This window comes from Aliidiomarina maris (genome assembly GCF_003987335.1).
In the GTDB taxonomy this organism is placed as follows: domain Bacteria; phylum Pseudomonadota; class Gammaproteobacteria; order Enterobacterales; family Alteromonadaceae; genus Aliidiomarina; species Aliidiomarina maris.
The window spans coordinates 101,019-120,817 of sequence record NZ_PIPK01000001.1 but is presented as its reverse complement, the minus strand read 5'-3'; the positions used below and the strand labels follow the sequence as shown (position 1 = coordinate 120,817).

General features: G+C 49.6%; 19 protein-coding genes. 16 read left to right on the top strand and 3 right to left on the bottom strand.

What is annotated here, in order from left to right; genetic code table 11:
• Positions 1-63 precede the first annotated feature (63 nt).
• Positions 64-1,746, top strand: coding sequence for a glutamine--tRNA ligase (glnS, locus tag CWE07_RS00560; protein ID WP_111567987.1), 1,683 nt, complete (start codon positions 64-66; stop codon positions 1,744-1,746).
• Between the two features lie 247 nt (positions 1,747-1,993).
• Entirely contained in the window at positions 1,994-4,186 is a 2,193-nt protein-coding gene (gene katG / locus CWE07_RS00555; protein WP_111568355.1) for a catalase/peroxidase HPI, read from the top strand.
• A 120-nt stretch (positions 4,187-4,306) separates the two neighbouring features.
• Here the strand turns inward: katG and CWE07_RS00550 are convergent, their stop codons facing one another.
• Together CWE07_RS00550 and ygfZ are read right to left on the bottom strand one after the other, a co-directional pair.
• Positions 4,307-4,792 (bottom strand): FKBP-type peptidyl-prolyl cis-trans isomerase, encoded by a 486-nt coding sequence (locus tag CWE07_RS00550; RefSeq protein ID WP_111567986.1) that lies wholly within the window; start codon positions 4,790-4,792, stop codon positions 4,307-4,309.
• 10 nt (positions 4,793-4,802) lie between these two features.
• Positions 4,803-5,672: a CAF17-like 4Fe-4S cluster assembly/insertion protein YgfZ gene (ygfZ, locus tag CWE07_RS00545; protein WP_181452242.1), complete on the bottom strand. Its 870-nt coding sequence runs from the start codon at positions 5,670-5,672 to the stop codon at positions 4,803-4,805.
• A gap of 181 nt (positions 5,673-5,853) precedes the next feature.
• Between ygfZ and CWE07_RS00540 the strand changes: the two genes are divergently transcribed.
• Both CWE07_RS00540 and CWE07_RS00535 read left to right on the top strand, forming a co-directional pair.
• Positions 5,854-6,126: an FAD assembly factor SdhE gene (locus CWE07_RS00540; protein ID WP_111567984.1), complete on the top strand. Its 273-nt coding sequence runs from the start codon at positions 5,854-5,856 to the stop codon at positions 6,124-6,126.
• 4 nt (positions 6,127-6,130) lie between these two features.
• Positions 6,131-6,631, top strand: coding sequence for a hypothetical protein (locus CWE07_RS00535; RefSeq protein WP_126818946.1), 501 nt, complete (start codon positions 6,131-6,133; stop codon positions 6,629-6,631).
• On the opposite strand, the gene nadB is transcribed toward CWE07_RS00535, so the two are convergent.
• The gene (nadB, locus tag CWE07_RS00530) at positions 6,608-8,212 is read right to left on the bottom strand and encodes an L-aspartate oxidase (protein ID WP_111567982.1); all 1,605 of its coding nucleotides are present in this window, start codon (positions 8,210-8,212) and stop codon (positions 6,608-6,610) included. The genes CWE07_RS00535 and nadB overlap by 24 nt on opposite strands.
• A 156-nt stretch (positions 8,213-8,368) precedes the next feature.
• On the opposite strand from nadB, the gene rpoE reads away from it, so the two are divergent.
• The 12 genes from rpoE (at position 8,369) to relA (ending at position 19,797) form a co-directional block, all read left to right on the top strand.
• Positions 8,369-8,947 carry an RNA polymerase sigma factor RpoE gene (rpoE, locus tag CWE07_RS00525; protein ID WP_111567981.1) on the top strand — a complete coding sequence of 193 codons (579 nt, stop codon included), beginning with the start codon at positions 8,369-8,371 and terminating at the stop codon, positions 8,945-8,947.
• Positions 8,948-8,963: 16 nt separating this feature from the next.
• Complete coding sequence (locus CWE07_RS00520; RefSeq protein WP_111567980.1) at positions 8,964-9,569, top strand: sigma-E factor negative regulatory protein; 606 nt, start codon at positions 8,964-8,966, stop codon at positions 9,567-9,569.
• A gap of 41 nt (positions 9,570-9,610) precedes the next feature.
• Positions 9,611-10,675 (top strand): MucB/RseB C-terminal domain-containing protein, encoded by a 1,065-nt coding sequence (locus tag CWE07_RS00515; protein ID WP_111567979.1) that lies wholly within the window; start codon positions 9,611-9,613, stop codon positions 10,673-10,675.
• A gap of 9 nt (positions 10,676-10,684) precedes the next feature.
• On the top strand, positions 10,685-11,125 hold the full coding sequence (locus CWE07_RS00510) for a SoxR reducing system RseC family protein (protein ID WP_111567978.1): 441 nt from the start codon (positions 10,685-10,687) through the stop codon (positions 11,123-11,125).
• 134 nt (positions 11,126-11,259) lie between these two features.
• The gene (gene lepA, locus CWE07_RS00505) at positions 11,260-13,077 is read left to right on the top strand and encodes a translation elongation factor 4 (RefSeq protein ID WP_111567977.1); all 1,818 of its coding nucleotides are present in this window, start codon (positions 11,260-11,262) and stop codon (positions 13,075-13,077) included.
• 17 nt (positions 13,078-13,094) lie between these two features.
• Positions 13,095-14,015 (top strand): signal peptidase I, encoded by a 921-nt coding sequence (gene lepB, locus CWE07_RS00500; RefSeq protein ID WP_111567976.1) that lies wholly within the window; start codon positions 13,095-13,097, stop codon positions 14,013-14,015.
• Positions 14,012-14,713: a ribonuclease III gene (gene rnc / locus CWE07_RS00495; RefSeq protein WP_111567975.1), complete on the top strand. Its 702-nt coding sequence runs from the start codon at positions 14,012-14,014 to the stop codon at positions 14,711-14,713. The genes lepB and rnc overlap by 4 nt, the downstream gene beginning before the upstream one ends.
• A gap of 15 nt (positions 14,714-14,728) precedes the next feature.
• Positions 14,729-15,640 (top strand): GTPase Era, encoded by a 912-nt coding sequence (gene era, locus CWE07_RS00490; RefSeq protein ID WP_111567974.1) that lies wholly within the window; start codon positions 14,729-14,731, stop codon positions 15,638-15,640.
• A gap of 2 nt (positions 15,641-15,642) precedes the next feature.
• A complete protein-coding gene (recO, locus tag CWE07_RS00485; protein ID WP_111567973.1) occupies positions 15,643-16,329 on the top strand; it encodes a DNA repair protein RecO in 687 nt (228 codons plus the stop codon).
• Positions 16,330-16,389: 60 nt separating this feature from the next.
• Positions 16,390-17,118, top strand: coding sequence for a pyridoxine 5'-phosphate synthase (gene pdxJ / locus CWE07_RS00480; protein ID WP_111567972.1), 729 nt, complete (start codon positions 16,390-16,392; stop codon positions 17,116-17,118).
• A 10-nt stretch (positions 17,119-17,128) separates the two neighbouring features.
• Positions 17,129-17,506 (top strand): holo-ACP synthase, encoded by a 378-nt coding sequence (gene acpS, locus CWE07_RS00475; protein WP_111567971.1) that lies wholly within the window; start codon positions 17,129-17,131, stop codon positions 17,504-17,506.
• A gap of 86 nt (positions 17,507-17,592) precedes the next feature.
• The gene (gene relA / locus CWE07_RS00470) at positions 17,593-19,797 is read left to right on the top strand and encodes a GTP diphosphokinase (protein WP_111567970.1); all 2,205 of its coding nucleotides are present in this window, start codon (positions 17,593-17,595) and stop codon (positions 19,795-19,797) included.
• Positions 19,798-19,799 lie beyond the last annotated feature (2 nt).

The window sequence follows — 19,799 nt, the reverse complement described above, 5'->3', positions numbered from 1 at the left end:
TGTTGCGATCATATCAATCATTTTTGTGACTTAGACAGTTTTGGTAGTCGGAGACCATTTTTCATGGCAGATAGCGCGCCTCGAGCAAGCAACTTTATTCGTAAAATTATCGACCAGGATTTAGCCTCAGGTAAGCACGCAAGCGTGCACACACGTTTTCCACCTGAGCCAAACGGCTATTTACACATTGGCCATGCGAAATCGATCGTATTGAACTTCGGTATTGCGCAAGATTATCAAGGTAAGTGTAATTTACGGTTTGACGACACCAACCCTTTGAAAGAGAGCGTAGAGTACATCAACTCGATTAAGCGAGATGTGCAGTGGCTTGGTTTTGAATGGGAAGGTAAGCCACGCTTTTCTTCAGACTATTTTGACGCCTTACACGGCTTCGCTATTGAGCTGATTGAAAAAGGCTTGGCGTATGTCGATTTCTCGTCGCAAGAAGATATGCGGGCGATGCGTGGAACTTTGACCGAGAAAGGCACCAATAGCCCATATCGTGATACTGCAGTGGCGGATAATTTGCAGCATTTTGCCGATATGACTGCCGGTAAGTATCAGGAAGGTGAATGTAGTTTGCGCGCCAAAATTGATATGGCGTCACCGTTCATGTGTATGCGCGACCCAGTTATTTATCGTATTCGTCATGTGCATCATCATCAAACCGGTGACACTTGGTGCGTGTACCCGATGTACGATTTCACCCATTGTATTTCGGACGCCTTAGAGGGTATTACCCATTCGCTATGTACCCTTGAATTCCAAGACAACCGTCGTCTTTACGATTGGGTGCTGGACAATATCAGCATTGAATGCCACCCACAGCAAATTGAGTTTTCGCGACTGAACCTTGAATATACGGTAATGAGTAAGCGTAAACTGAATGATTTAGTGGTGGAAGGGCATGTCGAAGGTTGGAACGATCCACGTATGCCGACCATTGCAGGCTTGCGTCGACGCGGCTATACCCCAGCATCAATGCGTGAATTTGCGCACCGCATCGGGGTGACCAAAATGGATAACCAAGTCGAAATGGGTATCCTTGAAGCCTGTGTCCGCGACGACTTAAATGAAAATGCGCCCCGCGCAATGGCCGTTTTGGATCCGATTAAAGTCGTGATTGAAAATTACCCGCAAGACAAGGTTGAAACCTTGGTGGCGCCGAATCATCCAAATAAGCCAGAGATGGGTCAACGTGAAGTGCCATTTACCCGTGAAGTCTACATCGAGCGTGAAGATTTCCGCGAGTCCGCGAATAAGAAGTTTAAGCGTTTGGTGCTGGGCAAAGAAGTACGCTTGCGCAATGCCTATGTCATCAAAGCAGAACGCTTTGACAGCGATGCTGAGGGCAATGTGACTACCGTATACTGTAGTTACGACCCTGATACTTTAGGTCAGGATCCTGCTGACGGCCGTAAAGTAAAAGGCGTCATTCACTGGGTCTCAGCCAGTGAAGGAGTGGCTGCGGAAATCCGCTTGTATGACCGCCTTTTCCAGGTTCCAAACCCTGCGGCGGAAGCGGTGTTTGCCGATGCGCTGAACCCGAACTCTTTGCAAATTGTGCAAGGCATAGTAGAGCCTTCACTTGCATCTGCGGCGCCGGAAGCGGGATACCAATTTGAGCGTACCGGTTACTTTTGTGTCGACAGTGAGTTTGCGGCAGAAGGTAAGCTGGTGTTTAACCGCACAGTGGGCTTACGCGATAGTTGGGCGAAAATGGATCAAAGTGACAACGACGCATAACGGATTGTTACGCTCAGTTGAAAGCCTTTACTGTGAAGTAGGGGCTTTTTTATTGGCCGCTTGCGCCATATCAATAAAACCAATCTAGTCATTCGAAACAAGTGGTTGTACAAACCTCAGCTTTTTAGTTAGTTTAATCTCACTTAACTTAATTAAGTCTTAATTCATTATTGAAGTTTGATGTTTCTGTATTAGATTTAGTGCATCGACCTTCAAGCTTTATTTGAACATGACCAGTGAGGGATTTATGACAACTGAGCTTAAAAAGACAAATAGCGGTGGTAAGTGTCCCGTCATGCATGGTGGCAGCACCTCAGCATCCAAAGACAATATGTCTTGGTGGCCCAATGCATTGAACCTCGATATTTTGCACCAGCATGACACCAAAGTGAATCCGCTGGGCGACGATTTCAATTACGCTGAAGCCTTTTCAAGTATAGACCTGGAAGCTTTGAAACAGGATTTAAAAGATTTAATGACCACAAGCCAAGCTTGGTGGCCTGCAGACTGGGGTCACTATGGTGGTTTAATGATCCGTATGGCTTGGCACGCGGCCGGCTCATATCGGGTATCGGACGGGCGTGGTGGTGCTAACACGGGCAACCAGCGTTTCGCACCGCTCAACAGTTGGCCAGATAACGTCAACTTAGACAAAGCGCGTCGCTTGTTGTGGCCGATCAAGAAAAAGTACGGCAACAAGTTATCCTGGGCCGACCTGATGATTCTTGCCGGTAACATGGCGTATGAGTCAATGGGCCTTAAAACTTTTGGATTTGCCGGCGGACGCGAAGATATTTGGCATCCTGAGAAGGATGTCTATTGGGGCTCTGAGACAGAATGGCTGGCAGCTACCAAAAACCGCTATGACAGCGATGATAAGCGCGACTCGTTAGAGAACCCTCTAGCTGCTGTGCAAATGGGCTTAATTTACGTCAACCCTGAAGGTGTTGATGGCAATCCAGACCCGTTAAGAACGGCCAAAGACGTGCGCGAAACCTTTAAGCGTATGGCGATGAACGACGAGGAAACTGTCGCATTGACAGCAGGCGGTCACACCGTGGGTAAGTGTCACGGTAACGGCGATGCTGCCAAGCTAGGCCCAGAACCAGAAGCTGCGGGTATTGAGGAGCAAGGTTTTGGTTGGCGTAACCCGCAAGGCAAAGGTCATGGTGGCGATACCATTACCAGCGGCCTTGAAGGCGCCTGGACCACCAACCCGACACAGTGGGACAACGGCTATTTCTATCTGCTGTTAGAGCATGAGTGGGAGCTGAAGAAGTCACCTGCAGGTGCGTGGCAATGGGAACCTATCAACATTAAGGAAGAGGACAAACCTCTGGACGCCCATGACCCAAGCAAACGTCGTAACCCAATTATGACCGATGCGGATATGGCAATGAAAATGGATCCTGAGTATCGTAAAATTTCTGAGCGTTTCTATAACGACCCTGAGTACTTCTCAGACGTCTTTGCCCGCGCTTGGTTTAAGCTTACGCACCGTGATTTGGGACCAAAAGATCGTTATTTAGGCCCAGACGTACCGGCAGAGGATTTGCTGTGGCAAGATCCCGTGCCAAAAGTTGACTACACATTGTCAGATGACGAGGTTTCAACGCTTAAGCAGCAGCTGCTCGCTATGGACGTCGCACCGGCAGACTTGATTGCAACCGCTTGGGACAGTGCACGCACTTTCCGTGGTTCGGATTTTCGTGGTGGTGCCAATGGCGCGCGGATTCGCCTAGCCCCAGCTAAAGATTGGCAGGGTAATGAGCCTGAGCGTTTGCAGCGTGTACTCAATGCGATTGCGCAAGTGCAGCAAGGCTTAAGCAAACCTGTCAGCTTGGCTGACTTGATTGTCCTGGCGGGTAGTGCAGCGGTAGAGCAGGCAGCGCATAAAGCAGGTGTCAAAGTGAATGTGCCGTTCCTAGCTGGACGCGGCGACGCAACCCAAGAGCAAACGGACATCGAATCGTTTGAGCCTCTGGAGCCGATTCACGATGGCTTCCGTAATTACTTGAAGCAAGATTACGCTGTGGCGGCCGAAGAGTTACTGGTGGATAGAGCCCAGCTACTGGGCTTAACGGCACCAGAAATGACGGTGTTAGTTGGTGGTATGCGTGTCTTGGGTGTGAATTATAAAGGTAGTAAAGACGGTGTGTTTACCGACCGTGTTGGCGTGTTAAGTAACGACTTTTTCGTTAACCTGACAGATATGGCCTATACATGGAAGCCAGTCAACGACAACCACTTTGAAGTACGCGAACGTGACAGTGGCGCAGTGAAATGGACCGCAAGCCGAGTTGACTTGGTATTTGGCTCTAATTCAATTTTGCGCTCTTATGCTGAAGTTTATGCTCAGGATGATGCCAAAGAAAAGTTTGTGCATGATTTTGTTAAAGCTTGGACCAAAGTGATGAACGCTGACCGTTTCGACGTATAACACGGGCTATGTATTGGTACTAAAAAGTAGCTAACAAAAAACCCCGCGGCGAAGGCTGCGGGGTTTTTTTATGCTGAATCATTCAAATCATTCAGTTTGGGCTCGGCACTTAGTGTTCGATTAGTGCTCGACGCCGCCTTTACCATGTACGTGACCATGGTCAAGTTCTTCAGCAGTTGCTTCACGCACGTCAACAACTTCAACGTCAAAGCTTAAATCAACACCTGCTAAAGGATGGTTACCATCAACGGTCACAGTTTTTTCGTCAACTTCAACGACTAAAACCGATTGCTCACCGTGATCAGTACTTGCACGGAATTGCATACCTGGTTGTACGTCGTTGTCGCCAAACATTTCGCGTGGTACAGCTTGTACCAAACCGTCGTGACGCTCACCGTAAGCTTCAGCCGCAGCTACGTCAGCAGAGAAAGTGTCGCCTGCTGTTTTGCCTTCTAATGCTTTTTCCAACCCTGGAATTAACATGCCACGGCCAAAAATAAAGGCAAGCGGCTGCTCTTCGCTAGATTTATCAAGAACTTCTCCAGCTGGGTTTTTAACAGCATAATGGATAGTTACGGCTTTATCTGCGCTAATTGCTTCACTCATTAGATATTTCCTAATTGTCGAATTTGGGGCGTAAAGTTAGAACACTTTGCTCATCGCCCTTGATGCGAATATTGGTGTCGTCTTGTATATCAGCCGGTAAAACAGCTAACACGCCCACCTCGCTACTATCATAACGCACTGCGTTAATAACTGCACCCGCACGGCGCCAGTTGTCGCCGAGTTTTTGCTCTAACACGGTGCCGGGTGCGGGCATTGTGTGGTTGCTCTGACCTAAACTACCGGTTAACAGACGCGGGGCGCGTTTGTTCTGACCTAAGTAATGCATACGCGCCACGGTTTCCTGGCCAATATAGCAACCTTTTTTAAAGTTAATCCCACCTAAGCGGTCAAGACCTACCATCTGCGGCACATATTCCGCGATAGTTTCTGGCGCTAGCCTCGGTACGCCAGTTTCGAGTTCAAAGCGCTGCCAAGCGTCAAGATGTTGCGAACCATGGTCGGCCGCAACGGCTTGCGGTGCTAAATCAATGTGCAGACTACTCGGGCCAAAACCGATTGCGAGTACCTGAGCGTGTTGCTCAACCTGATGCAACGGCAGCGGACTTGTGGTCTTGAACACAGCACTTACTTCACCGCTTATGTCGCTAAAAGTAACTTGACTAAACACGCTAAATTTCTTGAGCTGGGTAAGCGACGCGTCACTGCTTTCAGGGTCGATGAGCAAGTAAAAATCGTTACCTGTCTTGACTACTCGCATGACCGCCCATAGCTTGCCTTTCGCGTCACAATGGCCGGCGTAACACCATTGCATGGGCGCAAGATTAACGACATCGGCTGTTAGTTGCCCCTGAAGAAACTTAGCCGCATCTGCACCAGCGACATGAATAACGCTTACTAATTGCTGTGATTTCGGTTGCATAACTAACTCAATATAATGGGCTTGGTCTAAGCGACTTAAAATTAGCAAATGATGTGACTTAGTGTTGTCAGCCATCACGGATTTATCAATAGTGGGGGCATAATTCTGGATTACAAGCTGCTGCGCGCTGGGTTGCGTGATATTATATGTCTCATAACCGACTATCTGTGGGGAAGTAATGATGGAAATGGTCAAACAATCAGCAGACGCGTTAATCGATAAAAAGCGTTTACGCTGGGCATGTCGTCGCGGCATGTTAGAGCTCGACGTGTTATTTTTGCCCTTCGTTGAAGAAGCCTATGATGAGCTAAGTGATGCGCAAAAGGCGGTGTTTAGACGTTTGATTACGTGTGACGATCCTGATCTGTTTGCTTGGTTCATGGGGCACCAGCAATGCGAAGACCCAGAGCTTGATGGCATGGTGAAGCTCATGCTAAGTCGCGTTAAAGTCTAGATAGGTGACGACACATCGGGTTCAACGTTGGCAGGTGACGATTCGGTTTACCCGTATTCACCAAAGGCTGCACATGCTAGGTGCAGCCTTTTTTGTTGCCGTTGCAGCATGGGTTCTATGGCAAATAAGCCCTTGGGCGCACGGCATTCACTGGTGGGGGGACTGGCTCTGGGTTTGGCCATTATTGCTGCTGGCAAGCTGGCAGCTCGCCTATTTGAAGCCCCCATGGTTACCTGCGCAACATTTAGTGCTATGTGAAACCGGTGAGCTGGCTGATTATCGGATTCAGCGCGCACTAGTTACGCCAGTGTGGCTCGCGCTGCGGCTTACGCGCTGTCAGTCCGCGCCAGACGCATTCGACTATCTGCGCTTGCCAGCAACGCTGAAAAACGCAGATCAGGTTTGGGTGTGGCTGTTCGTTTCCCAGGTGTCTGCAGCCGACTGGGTGCGCTTTCAACGCATCAGTCGCTACTGCCAGCGTTTAGGCTTGTCTGCCCGGCGCTAACACGGTCGGGTGCGGGGTATCCAGTGACTCAGGGTAGTCTAAGTTGTAATGCAATCCACGGCTTTCATGGCGCTGCATTGCGCTCATTACAATGAGCTCTGCAACCTGCACTAAGTTACGCAATTCTAATAAGTTGTTGCTGACTCGAAAGTGCGCATAATATTCGTGGATTTCCTGCTGCAGCAATTCAATCCGACGCGCCGCACGTGCAAGGCGCTTATTCGTGCGCACAATGCCGACGTAATCCCACATAAATAGGCGCAATTCGTGCCAATTGTGCTGGATAATCACTTCCTCGTCCGAATCGGTGACTTGGCTTTCATCCCAAGGTGATAAGTCAGGTAGCGGCGCCACCTGTTGCCAGCGTTGCATAATATGCTCAGCCGCCGCGTGGGCAAATACCACGCATTCAAGCAACGAATTGCTAGCCATGCGATTGGCGCCATGCAGCCCGGTATAGGCGACTTCACCAATTGCATATAAGCCGGGTAGGTCGGTTTGCGCATTGGTATCCGCCATCACACCGCCGCAGGTGTAATGCGCCGCAGGCACCACGGGCATTGGCTCTTGAGTGATGTCAATGCCGAGCTCTAAGCAGCGCTGATAAATCGTGGGGAAATGCTGCTGAATGAAGTCTGGTGCTTGATGTGAAATATCTAAGAACATACAGTCGGCACCCAAACGCTTCATTTCAAAGTCGATCGCTCGGGCAACGACGTCGCGGGGCGCTAGTTCTGCGTCGGGGTGAAAATCTTGCATAAAAGTACTGCCGTCGGGGCGCCTAAGGATAGCGCCTTCACCTCGAAGGGCTTCTGTGAGTAAGAAATTTTGCGCTTTGGGGTGGAACAAGCAGGTTGGATGGAATTGGTTAAATTCCATATTCGCAACCCGGCAACCTGCACGCCAGGCCATTGCAATACCATCACCGGACGCTACATCTGGGTTACTGGTGTATTGATATACTTTGCTAGCGCCACCTGTGGCCAGCGTTACGAAAGGTGCGCCAATCGTATATACGGCTTTTTCATCACGGCTCCACACATAGGCACCAACGCAACGGCGTTCACTGCCGTGACCATCGGTGATCAAGTCTATGGCATTAAAACCTTCCATCACTTGAATGTTAGGGTGGCGGTGAATTTGGTCGACTAATGTGGTTTGTACTGCGCGCCCAGTGGCATCGGCAGCATGCAGAATACGCCGGTGGCTGTGGCCGCCTTCACGGGTCAAATGAAAGCGCGCTTCACCGTGGGCATCGGTTTCTTGGTCAAAAGGTGTGCCTAGTTCAATTAACCACTGCAGCGCTGACTTGGCCCGTGACGCAGTAAAGTGAACTACGGCTTCATCGCATAACCCTGCACCGGCTTTTAAAGTGTCGCTAACGTGGGATTCAATGCTATCATTTTCATCAAATACGGCTGCAATGCCACCTTGAGCGTAGTACGTAGAGCCCTCGACTAATGGGCCTTTACTCAGTACTATAACGCGCAGGTCTTGAGCAAGTTTTAGAGCCAATGATAAACCAGCAGCGCCGCTGCCAATTATAAGCGCATCACATTGTAACGCTTGATGAAATGTCATAATTTCCAGTGCAGTTGTGAAGATTGAAAAAGAATTTTACCCTTGTTCGTAGATGAATTGCGAACTTTTTAAGAGAAGCCCGGTCTAGGTATGTGTCTAGTTGCTCGGGCCAATCCTCAAGGTAGTACGTGCAAGGGAACGGGAGAGTAGGCTCGGATGAGCGAACAGGATATAGATCAACAACTTGTACAGCGTGTGCAACAAGGCGATCAAGCTGCATTTGATATTCTGGTGAAGAAGTACCAGCATAAAATTATGAGTTTGATTTCGCGCTATGTGAAGCAACAAGGCGATGTGCCAGATGTGGCTCAGGAAGCATTTATTAAAGCCTATCGGGCATTACCGAACTTTCGTGGCGAAAGCGCATTTTATACCTGGTTGTATAGAATTGCGGTGAATACTGCGAAGAATTACCTTGTAGCGCGTGGTCGCAAGCCGCCGGGAAGTGATATTGATGCCCAGGAAGCGGAATTTTTAGACGATGGGCATGGTCTGAAAGATATTGCGTCGCCTGAAAGCCAAATGCTGTCGGATGAAATTAAACAGACAGTGCTAGATGCGATTGATGCCTTGCCAGACGATTTGAAGCAAGCAATTACCTTGCGCGAGTTGGATGGTATGGGGTATGAAGAAATTGCAGTGACGATGAATTGTCCGATTGGTACGGTTAGGTCGCGTATCTTTAGAGCACGTGAAGCTATCGATAAAAAATTAAAACCATTATTGGAAGGTTAAATTTGAGGAATTGCGTATGACTGACAAGCATAATGAACATCTGTCAGCACTGGTAGACGGTGAGGATATCGATGCAAGTGTGCTTGATAGCATGCTCGAAGATGACGCGCAGAAGCAACAGTTTCAGCGCTATCAGCTTGCTAGCTCGATTATCCGAAATGAGGCTCAACCTGGGTTTGCGGTAGACATTTCTGCGGCTGTTGCAGCGCAGGTGGCTGCTGAACCAAGCCTACAAATGCCGGCTAAGCGTTGGTGGCAAAAAGCCGCTAATGACAGCTGGTGGCGTCCGGCAGCTAGCTTTGCCGTTGCTGCCAGTGTTGCCTTAGTGACTGTGATAGGCGTGCAAAATTATCAATTAAGCCCAGAACAATCTGGTGCTGACCAAGTGCCAGCAGAGAACCCACTATTTGAAGCGAGACCTTTAGGTGGTGTGGGGAATCCTGTGAGTTTCAATGCGGTGCAAGAAGCACCGATGTTGCAACAGGGCGCTCAGGGTAGTGATCAGCGTCGTTTAATTCAGTCGTTTTTTGTTGACCACCAGCAGCAGTTGCAGTTGAGTCAGCAAGAGCAAGAAGCCGCTGAACAGAGTTCAGACAATCAGCCAGAGTCTCAGCCTGAATAATCAGGCTGTAGGCTAGGGCGAGAAAGGAAGTTGTGAATCAGATGAATCTTGGTGTGAGCTGGTGGCAAATTGCCACCATGATGTTGTTACTGATTGTGGCGCCTGCGAAAGCTCAGCAAGACGCTGCTGCAACTTCACAACCCCAAGCTCCAACCCCCTCTCAGCAAGCGACTGAACAGCCGACAACTAGTCAGTCCACAAATAGTCAGCAAGATAGTCGTCAAATCGAGGGTGCGCAATGGTTTGACCGCATGCAGCAAGCATTGCGTGCGTTGAACTTTGACGCCCATTTTGTGCATGCTCGGGGTGATCGCATTGAGCCTTACCGTTGGGTACATGGGGTCAGCGATAATGGCACTGAAATTGAGTTGCTAGCGGGTATGAACGGCCCTGAATACCGTGCACTTAGGCATAATAATCATGTGTCGTATTACCATTCGCTGGCGACACCTTACAGCATGCGCACCAGTGTCTTAAGTGGGCCAGTCCCCGCGGGTTTTTTCCAGCCATTTCAAAATATTAGTAATGCTTACCATGTCGTATCCGTAGGCGGTGGACGAGTCATGGATCGCCCAGCTCAGCACATACGTGTGGTGTCACGAGACCGGCAGCGCTATGGTTACTCGATTTGGGTCGACCGTAGCACTGGTATGCTATTACGCACCGCAACAGTCTCTTTGGAAGGTGATGTGCTTGAGCAAGTGCAGCTCACGAGTTTGTTTGTGAATGATGAAATGAGCGAGAACTTACGCGAGCTTAAGTCTATCGCGCGCCCCCCTTTGATTGACGATCATTCCAACCGGGAACCTGTGCGTGGTGCCTGGGCGTTAAATTGGCTACCTCAAGGCTTTGAGTTAGTGCGCTCGAACAGTCACCGAATGGCAGTCACTGGGCAGCAAGCCGACTATTTCTTGTATTCAGATGGCCTCGCTAAGTTTTCTTTGTACATCAGTGCACGTGGCCAAGACACCCCATCGGTGCAGATTGAAGGAGCCGATTCACTGTATTCGGCGCAACTCAATGACTATCAAGTGACAATTGTTGGCAGCTTGCCATTGGCTACCATTGAACGTATCGCTCAGTCGTTGCGTCCAGCGACGCCTTAGGTTGACAGCATGATCAAAGAGCGCGGCACCATTCGAGTCATTAGTGACAGCGAAATAGCCATTGATAGTCAGCTCAAAGCTGGTTGTGCTGGGTGCTCCCACCAAAATAGTTGTGGTGCCGGTATTTTATCTAAAGCGCTGCCACAACGTAGTCGCCAAATTCAACTGCCAAATGATGGCCGCTTTCATGACGGCCAACAAGTTGAGTTAGCCATGCAACCCACCACTATGGTGCGTTATTCGTTGCTTTTATATATTTTACCATTGGTGTTACTGGTGGTTGGGGCAGGGCTGGGTCAGTGGTGGCAGCCTGAACGCGAGTGGGTCGCGATTGGTCTTGCTGCACTTGGCTTTGGCAGTTCATTTATATGGCTGAAACGGCATTTAGACTGCCGTCATTTGCAAGTGGGTAAGCTAATGACAGTGCACGCGATAGAGCCGCAAGACTAGCCCGCGCGCGGCTTTCTGCCAACTTTCATTGTATGGGGCTGTAAAACCGAGTAAAATTTGCGGCTATTAGATTTCTCACTGGGCGTTGGCTCAATGTAGATACTTAAATTTAGCGGTTCTGATACGAGGTTTTAATGAGCCAGCCAGGCATTGCCAAGAAGAATATTCGCAACTTTTCAATTATTGCTCACATCGACCACGGTAAGTCGACTTTATCGGATCGTCTTATCCAGCATTGCGGTGGTTTAACTGAGCGTGAAATGGCGGAGCAAGTGCTTGACTCCATGGACATTGAGCGTGAACGTGGCATTACTATCAAAGCGCAAAGTGTGACTTTGTATTACGACGCCAAAGACGGTGAGCGTTACCAACTTAACTTCATTGATACCCCCGGACACGTCGATTTTTCCTATGAAGTATCACGCAGCTTAGCGGGTTGTGAAGGTGCGTTATTGGTCGTGGATGCCGCTCAGGGTGTGGAAGCGCAAACCCTGGCAAACTGCTATACCGCAATTGAAATGGACTTAGAAGTTGTACCGGTCCTGAATAAGATTGACCTACCACAAGCGGATGCACTTCGCGTGGCCCAGGAAATCGAAGATATCGTTGGGATTGAAGCCATTGATGCGGTGCAATGTTCGGCGAAGACCGGCATTGGCATTGAAGATGTGCTTGAGCGCATTGTCACTCAAATTCCATCACCGAAAGAAGAAGCCGACGACGAAGCCCCGTTACAAGCACTTATTATTGATTCTTGGTTCGACAATTACCAAGGCGTAGTGTCATTGGTGCGCATTAAAAAAGGCACCTTACGCGCTGGCGACAAAATGAAAGTGATGAGCACAGGCTTATCCCATCAAATCGATAAAGTCGGTGTGTTTACGCCCAAGCAACTCGAAACCGGTGTGCTGCACGCAGGCGAAGTTGGCTTCGTCATTGCGGGTATCAAAGACATCCTGGGTGCGCCAGTAGGTGATACCCTGACCTTGGCAAAGAACCCTGCAGATAAGCCGTTACCGGGCTTTAAAAAAGTTAAACCGCAGGTGTATGCGGGTATTTTCCCAATTAGCTCTGACGATTACGAGAAAATGCGTGATGCGCTAGGTAAGTTAAGCCTGAATGACGCGTCGTTGTTTTATGAGCCGGAGAACTCAGGCGCTTTAGGTTTTGGTTTCCGTTGTGGCTTCCTTGGTATGCTGCACATGGAGATTATCCAAGAGCGTTTAGAGCGCGAATATGATATCGATTTAATAACCACCGCTCCGACGGTCATTTATAAAGTGGTGACGACCAAAGGCAAAGAGCTGATGGTCGATAACCCGTCGGCATTGCCGCCGGTCAATGACATTGACACTATTTATGAGCCGATTGTCGAAGCCAATATTTTGGTGCCTCAAGAGCATCTTGGTAATGTGATTACCTTGTGTGTGGAAAAGCGTGGTTACCAAACTAAGATGGATTACCATGGCAACCAAGTCGCGTTGACGTATGAATTACCGATGGCCGAAGTGGTGATGGACTTTTTTGACCGCTTGAAGTCAACCAGTCGGGGTTACGCGTCGTTAGATTATCAATTCAAGCGTTTTGAAGCGTCAGATATGGCACGGGTTGATATTTTGATCAACGGTGACCGTGTCGATGCATTGGCGTTAATTACCCACCGTGACAATGCTGAATATCGCGGTCGCGAAGTGGTTGAGAAAATGCGTGAGCTGATTCCGCGCCAAATGTTTGATATCGCGATTCAGGCGGCCATTGGCAACCATATTATTGCGCGTAGCACGGTGAAGCAATTACGTAAGAACGTGACCGCGAAGTGTTATGGCGGTGACGTGAGCCGTAAGAAAAAACTGTTACAAAAACAAAAAGAAGGTAAGAAGCGCATGAAGCAGGTCGGCAACGTCGAAGTGCCGCAAGAAGCGTTCCTAGCCGTACTTAAAACCAGTAAGTAGGCCACAAGGATGACATCATGACCGTATATTTTTCGCTGTTCCTGGTGATACTGACTTTAGTCACCGGCGTTGTTTGGGCAATTGACCACTTTGTCTGGAAGCCAAAGCGTGACGCCAAGGTGAAAAGCATGGAGGCACAGGCAGGCACGCCGTTTACCGCAGAGCAGCGTGAACAAGCGGCACCGCAATCAAGCTTGGCGGAATTTGCACAGGCAGCGTTTCCCATCTTGGCGTTTGTGCTGATTATGCGGTCGTTTCTCTATGAACCTTTTAGAATTCCATCGGGTTCCATGATGCCAACGCTATTGGAAGGCGATTTTATACTGGTCGAGAAATTCCGTTACGGCTTGCGTGACCCTGTCTGGCGCCAAGAGTTTATTCGCACTGGACGTCCAGAACGCGGTGATATCGCGGTATTTAAATACCCCCTGGAGCCCGACGTTGACTATATCAAGCGGGTGGTGGGGTTGCCGGGTGACCGTGTAATTTACCGAGAAAAGAAGATCTATGTGCAACCCGCGGATTGCGCGCAACCTTGTGCAGAGCCAGATATTCTGGTGGCTGAATACAGCAATGTCAGCCAAGGTGAGTTTTTCAAAGACCGCGCGCCATTGACGCGTTTACGTGAGCAGTTAGATAGCCATAGTTACGACATTTTAATTGATCGTTCGAGCCCGTCATTAACGGGGAACTACGCGCGCCAGGAAGGCACGCGGAGCGACGAATGGATAGTGCCGGATGGGCATTACTTTATGCTCGGCGATAACCGCGATAATTCCATTGATAGTCGCTACTGGGGCTTTGTGCACGAAGACCTGTTGGTTGGTCGGGCGGTATTTATTTGGATGAGTTTTGAGTTTGAACGTGATCGAGGCAGTTGGATACCCCGTTGGGTGCCTAGCAATGTTCGCTTCGAGCGTTTAGGAGGCATTGAGTGAGTTTAACGGCACAAGCCATACGCCAGTTAAATCAAGCAATTGGTTACGAATTTTCAGACACGGCATTATTAACCCGAGCGCTGACACACCGCAGCGCTTCGTCAAAGCATTACGAACGTCTAGAGTTTCTTGGCGATTCGATTTTAAGCATGGTCATTGCAGAAGCCTTGTACCAGCGCTTTGCCAAGCACGACGAAGGTGATCTCAGTCGTATGCGTGCTACTTTAGTATGCGGCAGCATGTTAGCTACGCTAGCGAAAGGCTTTCAGTTAGGCGAACACCTGCAACTTGGGCCCGGTGAGCTAAAAAGTGGCGGTTTTCGCCGTGAATCAATTTTGTCAGACGCGGTCGAAGGTATTATTGGCGCAGTTTATTTAGACAGTGACTTAGCGACCTGCAAAGATATGATTTTACGTTGGTTTCAACCGTACCTTGAAACCATCAAGCCGGGCGCTAGCCAAAAAGACCCAAAAACTCGCTTGCAGGAATATTTGCAAGCGCGTCAGCAACCGCTGCCGGCATATGAAGTGGTTGCACGCCAAGGGCAAGCACATAACCAGCAATTCACCGTGAGTTGTCAAATCGAAGGTTTGACGACACCCGTTCAAGGCACAGGTACAAGCCGGCGAAAGGCCGAGCAAGCAGCCGCGTCAGCGGTACTGAATGCACTTGAAGCCCACGTAGACAGCAAATTTTAATAGGCTCGTACCTTTATGACTGAACATACTTCCGATTCAACCCGCAGTGGCTTTGTTGCTATTGTAGGGCGCCCAAATGTTGGTAAATCAACCTTACTGAACCAAATTTTACAGCAGAAAATTAGTATCACCTCGAAGAAGGCGCAAACCACGCGCCATCGAATTTTGGGCATTGATACCCAAGACGGGGATCAGATTGTCTATGTTGATACCCCAGGCCTGCATAGTGACGAAAAGCGCGCGATTAACCGCCTTATGAACCGTGCAGCAAGCTCGTCCATTGGCGATGTTGATTTAGTGCTGTTTTTGGTCGATTCCACGGTGTGGAGCGATGAAGACCAAATGGTGTTGGACAAAATTAAGCGCAGCCAACGCCCTGTGGTGTTGATTATTAATAAAGTTGACCAAGTGAAAGACAAAGGCGAGCTGTTACCGCATATTCAAAAGCTGAGCGGCCTGCACAATTTTGACGATATTTTGCCGATGACAGCACGCTCTGGCGAACATATTCCAGTGCTAAAAGGGATTGTGCACAAATACTTGCAAGATGGTGTGCATATGTTCCCTGCGGATTATGTGACTGACCGCTCAGTGCGCTTTATGGCCGCCGAAGCGGTGCGCGAGAAGCTGATGCGTTTAACCGGTGACGAGCTGCCGTATTCAACCACCGTCGAAGTTGAAAAGTACGAGACCAAAGAGTCGGGTACTACCCATATTCATGCGTTAATATTAGTTGAACGTGATAGCCAGAAACGTATGGTGATAGGCCAAGGCGGTTCGAAGCTGAAAGAAGTCGGCCAACAAGCGCGGCGCGACATCGAAAAGCTGATCGGGACTAAAGTACAGCTGAATTTATGGGTGAAAGTGAAATCTGGTTGGGCCGATGATGAGCGTGCGCTGCGCAGTTTAGGTTACGGCGAGGACTAAAGGTGCATCCGGCTTACGTACTGCATCGTTGGCCGTATCAGGAAAGCAGCCTGATAGTAGACGTATTTAGTCAAGAATTTGGACGCTTGCGGGTAGTAGCCCGGGGGGCGCGCGCCAGCAAAAAAGGGCAGAATGCATGTCTACAGCCCTTTACCCCGATTCAATTAAGCTGGCGTGGGCAAGGTGAGTTAAAAACTCTGACCGCAGTTGAAAGCACAAGCTTTCCAGCGCCCCTAGTAGGCGAGTATGTCTACTGCGGTTTTTATATCAATGAATTGCTGCAGCGCCTAGTGCCTGAACAAGCGGCGATACCCGCGCTATTCGATGATTACCAGCATACTTTGCAATTATTACGTCAGCAGGTGGCGATGCAGCCGGTACTGCGTCGTTTTGAGTGGTCACTGCTACAGCATCTAGAGCTAGATTTTGACTGGCAGGTTGAATTAAGTCATGGCCAAGCTATCGAGCCTGACAGTTATTATTTCTTTGTTGCTGGTGAAGGCTTTTATCCCCTTGCTAGCGGACGCGAGCCGACCCCGCACTACCGCGGGGCTGATATTGTGAAAATGGCACAGTTTCAATTGCACGATGCCGATTTGTTGCGTCAATTTAAATGGTTAATGCGTGCGGCGTTAGCCCCTTATCTTGGTAATAAGCCATTGCGCAGTCGTGAGCTATTCACGCGCTAATGACGTAGGCATAGTGTCAGCGTCAGCAAAGTGAAACTACATATAATCGAAGGAGTTAGCATGCGAGCCCCGTTACTTGGCGTGAACATTGATCATATTGCTACATTGCGTAATGCGCGCGGTGTCGCTTACCCTGAACCTGTGCAAGCGGCGGCCATTGCCGAGCAGGCCGGGGCAGACGGTATCACCATTCATTTGCGTGAAGATCGCCGCCATATTACCGACCGTGACGTCGAGTTGTTGGCCGAGACCTTGCAAACTCGAATGAACTTAGAAATGGCGATGACCGACGAGATGATCAAAATCGCGTGTCGAACCAAGCCTACGTACGTTTGTTTAGTGCCAGAAAAGCGCGCTGAATTAACAACTGAAGGTGGCCTTGATGTTGCGGGCCAGATATCACGTACGCGTGATGCAGTGGCACGTTTGGCGGAAGCGGGCATTCAGGTTAGCCTGTTTGTTGACCCGGATATTCGCCAGCTTGAAGCCGCACGCGAAGTGGGTGCGCCATTAGTTGAGTTGCACACAGGCCACTATGCCGAGCAACAGGGTGAGGCCCAGAAGCAAGCGTTACGTGGTATTCAAAAGGCGGCGCGCGAAGCCAAAGCCTTGAACCTTGTGGTCAACGCAGGGCATGGTTTGCATTATCACAACACCACGGATATTGCGGCTATTCCGGAGCTGTATGAGCTGAATATTGGCCATGCGATTATTGCGCGGGCTGTATTTACCGGTTTAGATCAAGCGGTCAGGGAAATGAAGGCCGTTCTTAACCACGCTCGCAATTAAGTCATTCACGATGAGCGTGATTGGAATAGGCACCGATATTGTCAGTATTGTTCGCATTCGCGACGTGCTTGAGCGCAACCCGCGGTTCGCAGAGCGGGTGCTGACGCCGCACGAAATGCCGCGGTTTCAAAGTCATGCAAACCCAGCGGCATTTCTTGCTAAGCGCTGGGCGGCTAAAGAAGCCGCTGCAAAAGCACTGGGTACAGGCATTGGTAAGGTTTCGTTTCAGCATATTGTGATAGAAAGTAATGCCGCGGGGCAGCCATTCTTAACCCTGCTGGATGAAGCGCGTGCTCAAGCCGGGTTGTTGGGCGCACGGCAATACCATGTGTCGATGAGCGATGAAAAAGACTACGCGATAGCCTATGTAGTTTTATCGTCGAATTGATTGACTTCTGCTGGCTGATTTCGCACATTGTAAAACGATAATCTTCCATTTTTAGGCTGGGCGTTAGCTGGATAGCAAGGGGTGTCATGGTTCAGGTTCGAAGTACGCATGTCGACAAGGGGGTGCAACAGCAAGATGGCTGGTTGCACGTAGTCGGCCGCAGTAAGGTAAGAGAGAGCCTGCGTGAATTAGCACAGGCTTTGCAGGCACATACCCAAAGTGATGCGACACAAACTCCGCCTTGGCTGGTGAAAGGTGAGGAGATGGTCGAAATCCTCGCGCAGCTGAATTTAGACAAATTGGCGTTGCAAGCCGCTCTCTGTTTACCCGCCTATGAAATCCATTTAATTGATGACGAATGGCTTGTTGCCCACGGTGGCGATAAGTTACAAGCTATGGTGCATACCGTGCAGCAAATGCAAAGTATTAGCGAGCTGCAACATTTTCAACACGGTAAGCCCAATGCTGCGCAAATCGATACCGTGCGCCGCATGTTGCTGGCGATGGTCGAAGACGTGCGTGCGGTGCTGATTAAATTAGCCGAGCGCATTTGTCATTTGCGCTTACTAAAAAATGCCGACGAAGAAGAGCGTGTACTTGCTGCCAAAGAATGTAGCGAAATCTATGCGCCTTTGGCCAACCGTTTAGGCATAGGTCAGTTAAAGTGGGAAATTGAAGACTTAGCATTTCGTTACTTGCACCCGCAAACTTATAAGCAAATTGCCCAGCAACTTGACGAGAAAAGACTGCAGCGTGAAGCTTACATTGATTCGTTCGTTACGGATTTGCAAGCTCACTTAGACGCGGAAAACGTGGATGCGAAAGTGTATGGCCGACCAAAGCATATTTATAGCATTTGGCGCAAAATGCACAAAAAAGGCCTGCTTTTCGACGAACTTTTCGATATTCGTGCCGTGCGTATCGTGACCCATTCCTTAAAAGATTGTTATGGCGCGCTGGGCGTGGTGCATACCCGCTGGCGACACCTTGCCTCAGAATTTGATGACTACGTCGCCACCCCGAAACCGAATGGCTACCAGTCGATTCATACGGTTGTGATTGGCCCTGAACATAAGAACGTCGAAATTCAAATACGCTCCGAGCAAATGCATGACGATGCCGAGATGGGCGTCGCGGCGCACTGGGTGTATAAAGAGGGCGCGAGCGGGGGGCGCGGGCAAAGTTACGAAGAAAAAATTGCTTGGCTACGTAAGCTGTTAGCTTGGCATGAAGATATGGCCGAAAACGAAGACTTGGTGCAAGAAATCCGCAGTCAGGTGTTTGAAGATCGTGTCTACGTATTTACGCCAAAGGGCGACGTGATTGACTTGCCAGCGGGCTCAACCCCACTGGATTTCGCCTACTACGTGCATAGCCAGGTTGGGCATCGCTGTATTGGCGCGAAAGTAGATGGCCGCATCGTGCCATTTACGTACCAGTTGCAAAATGGTGAGCGGGTTGAAATATTGACCCAAAAAGAGCCCTCGCCGCGACGCGACTGGATGAATCCTGCGTTGGGTTACTTGCGCTCGAGCCGGGCGCGTTCCAAAGTGCATGTGTTTTTTAAGCGTTTAGATCGCGATAAGCATATTTTGGCAGGTAAAGAGCAGCTTGAGGCTGAACTCGCGCGGCAAAAAATTAGTATGGCGGATGCGGATAAAGCGGTCAGCCGCTTTAATATGACCAGCTTAGATGATTTGCTGGCGGCAATTGGTGCAGGTGACGTTGGTTTGCATCAGGTCGTGAATTACTTACGCCCAGCAGATGTTGTGGAAAGCGAGCAAGCACAACAAGCGTTGAAAAAGGTACTGAAGAAACCAGCACAGAAGCGCCAGAATCTGCCAAAAACCGATGTTCAGGTTGAAGGCATTGGTAATTTGATGATGAGTTTTGCCAAGTGTTGCCAACCTTTGCCTGGTGACCCAATCATGGGCTATGTGACGCAAGGCCGTGGCGTATCGGTGCATCAAAAGTCGTGTGAACAGTTACAGCAGTTATTGCAACAGGCGCCGCAGCGCGGCATCGAGGTACAATGGTCAGGGCGGCAGCAACAGCGTTATGCCGCCAACGTTGTGGTTGAGGCGATGGATAGAAACGGCTTGTTGCACGAAGTCACGACTGTGATTGCCAACGAGAAAGTGAACGTCGGCGATGTGCAATCACGGGTCGATAAATCAAGCGCGCAAGTGACCTTAACCTTGACGCTGTTGGTGCAAGACCATGCTGAGCTCGATCGCGTGGTGAAACGTTTGCGACAATTAAGCGATGTGTACAGTGTGCAGCGCCATTAACG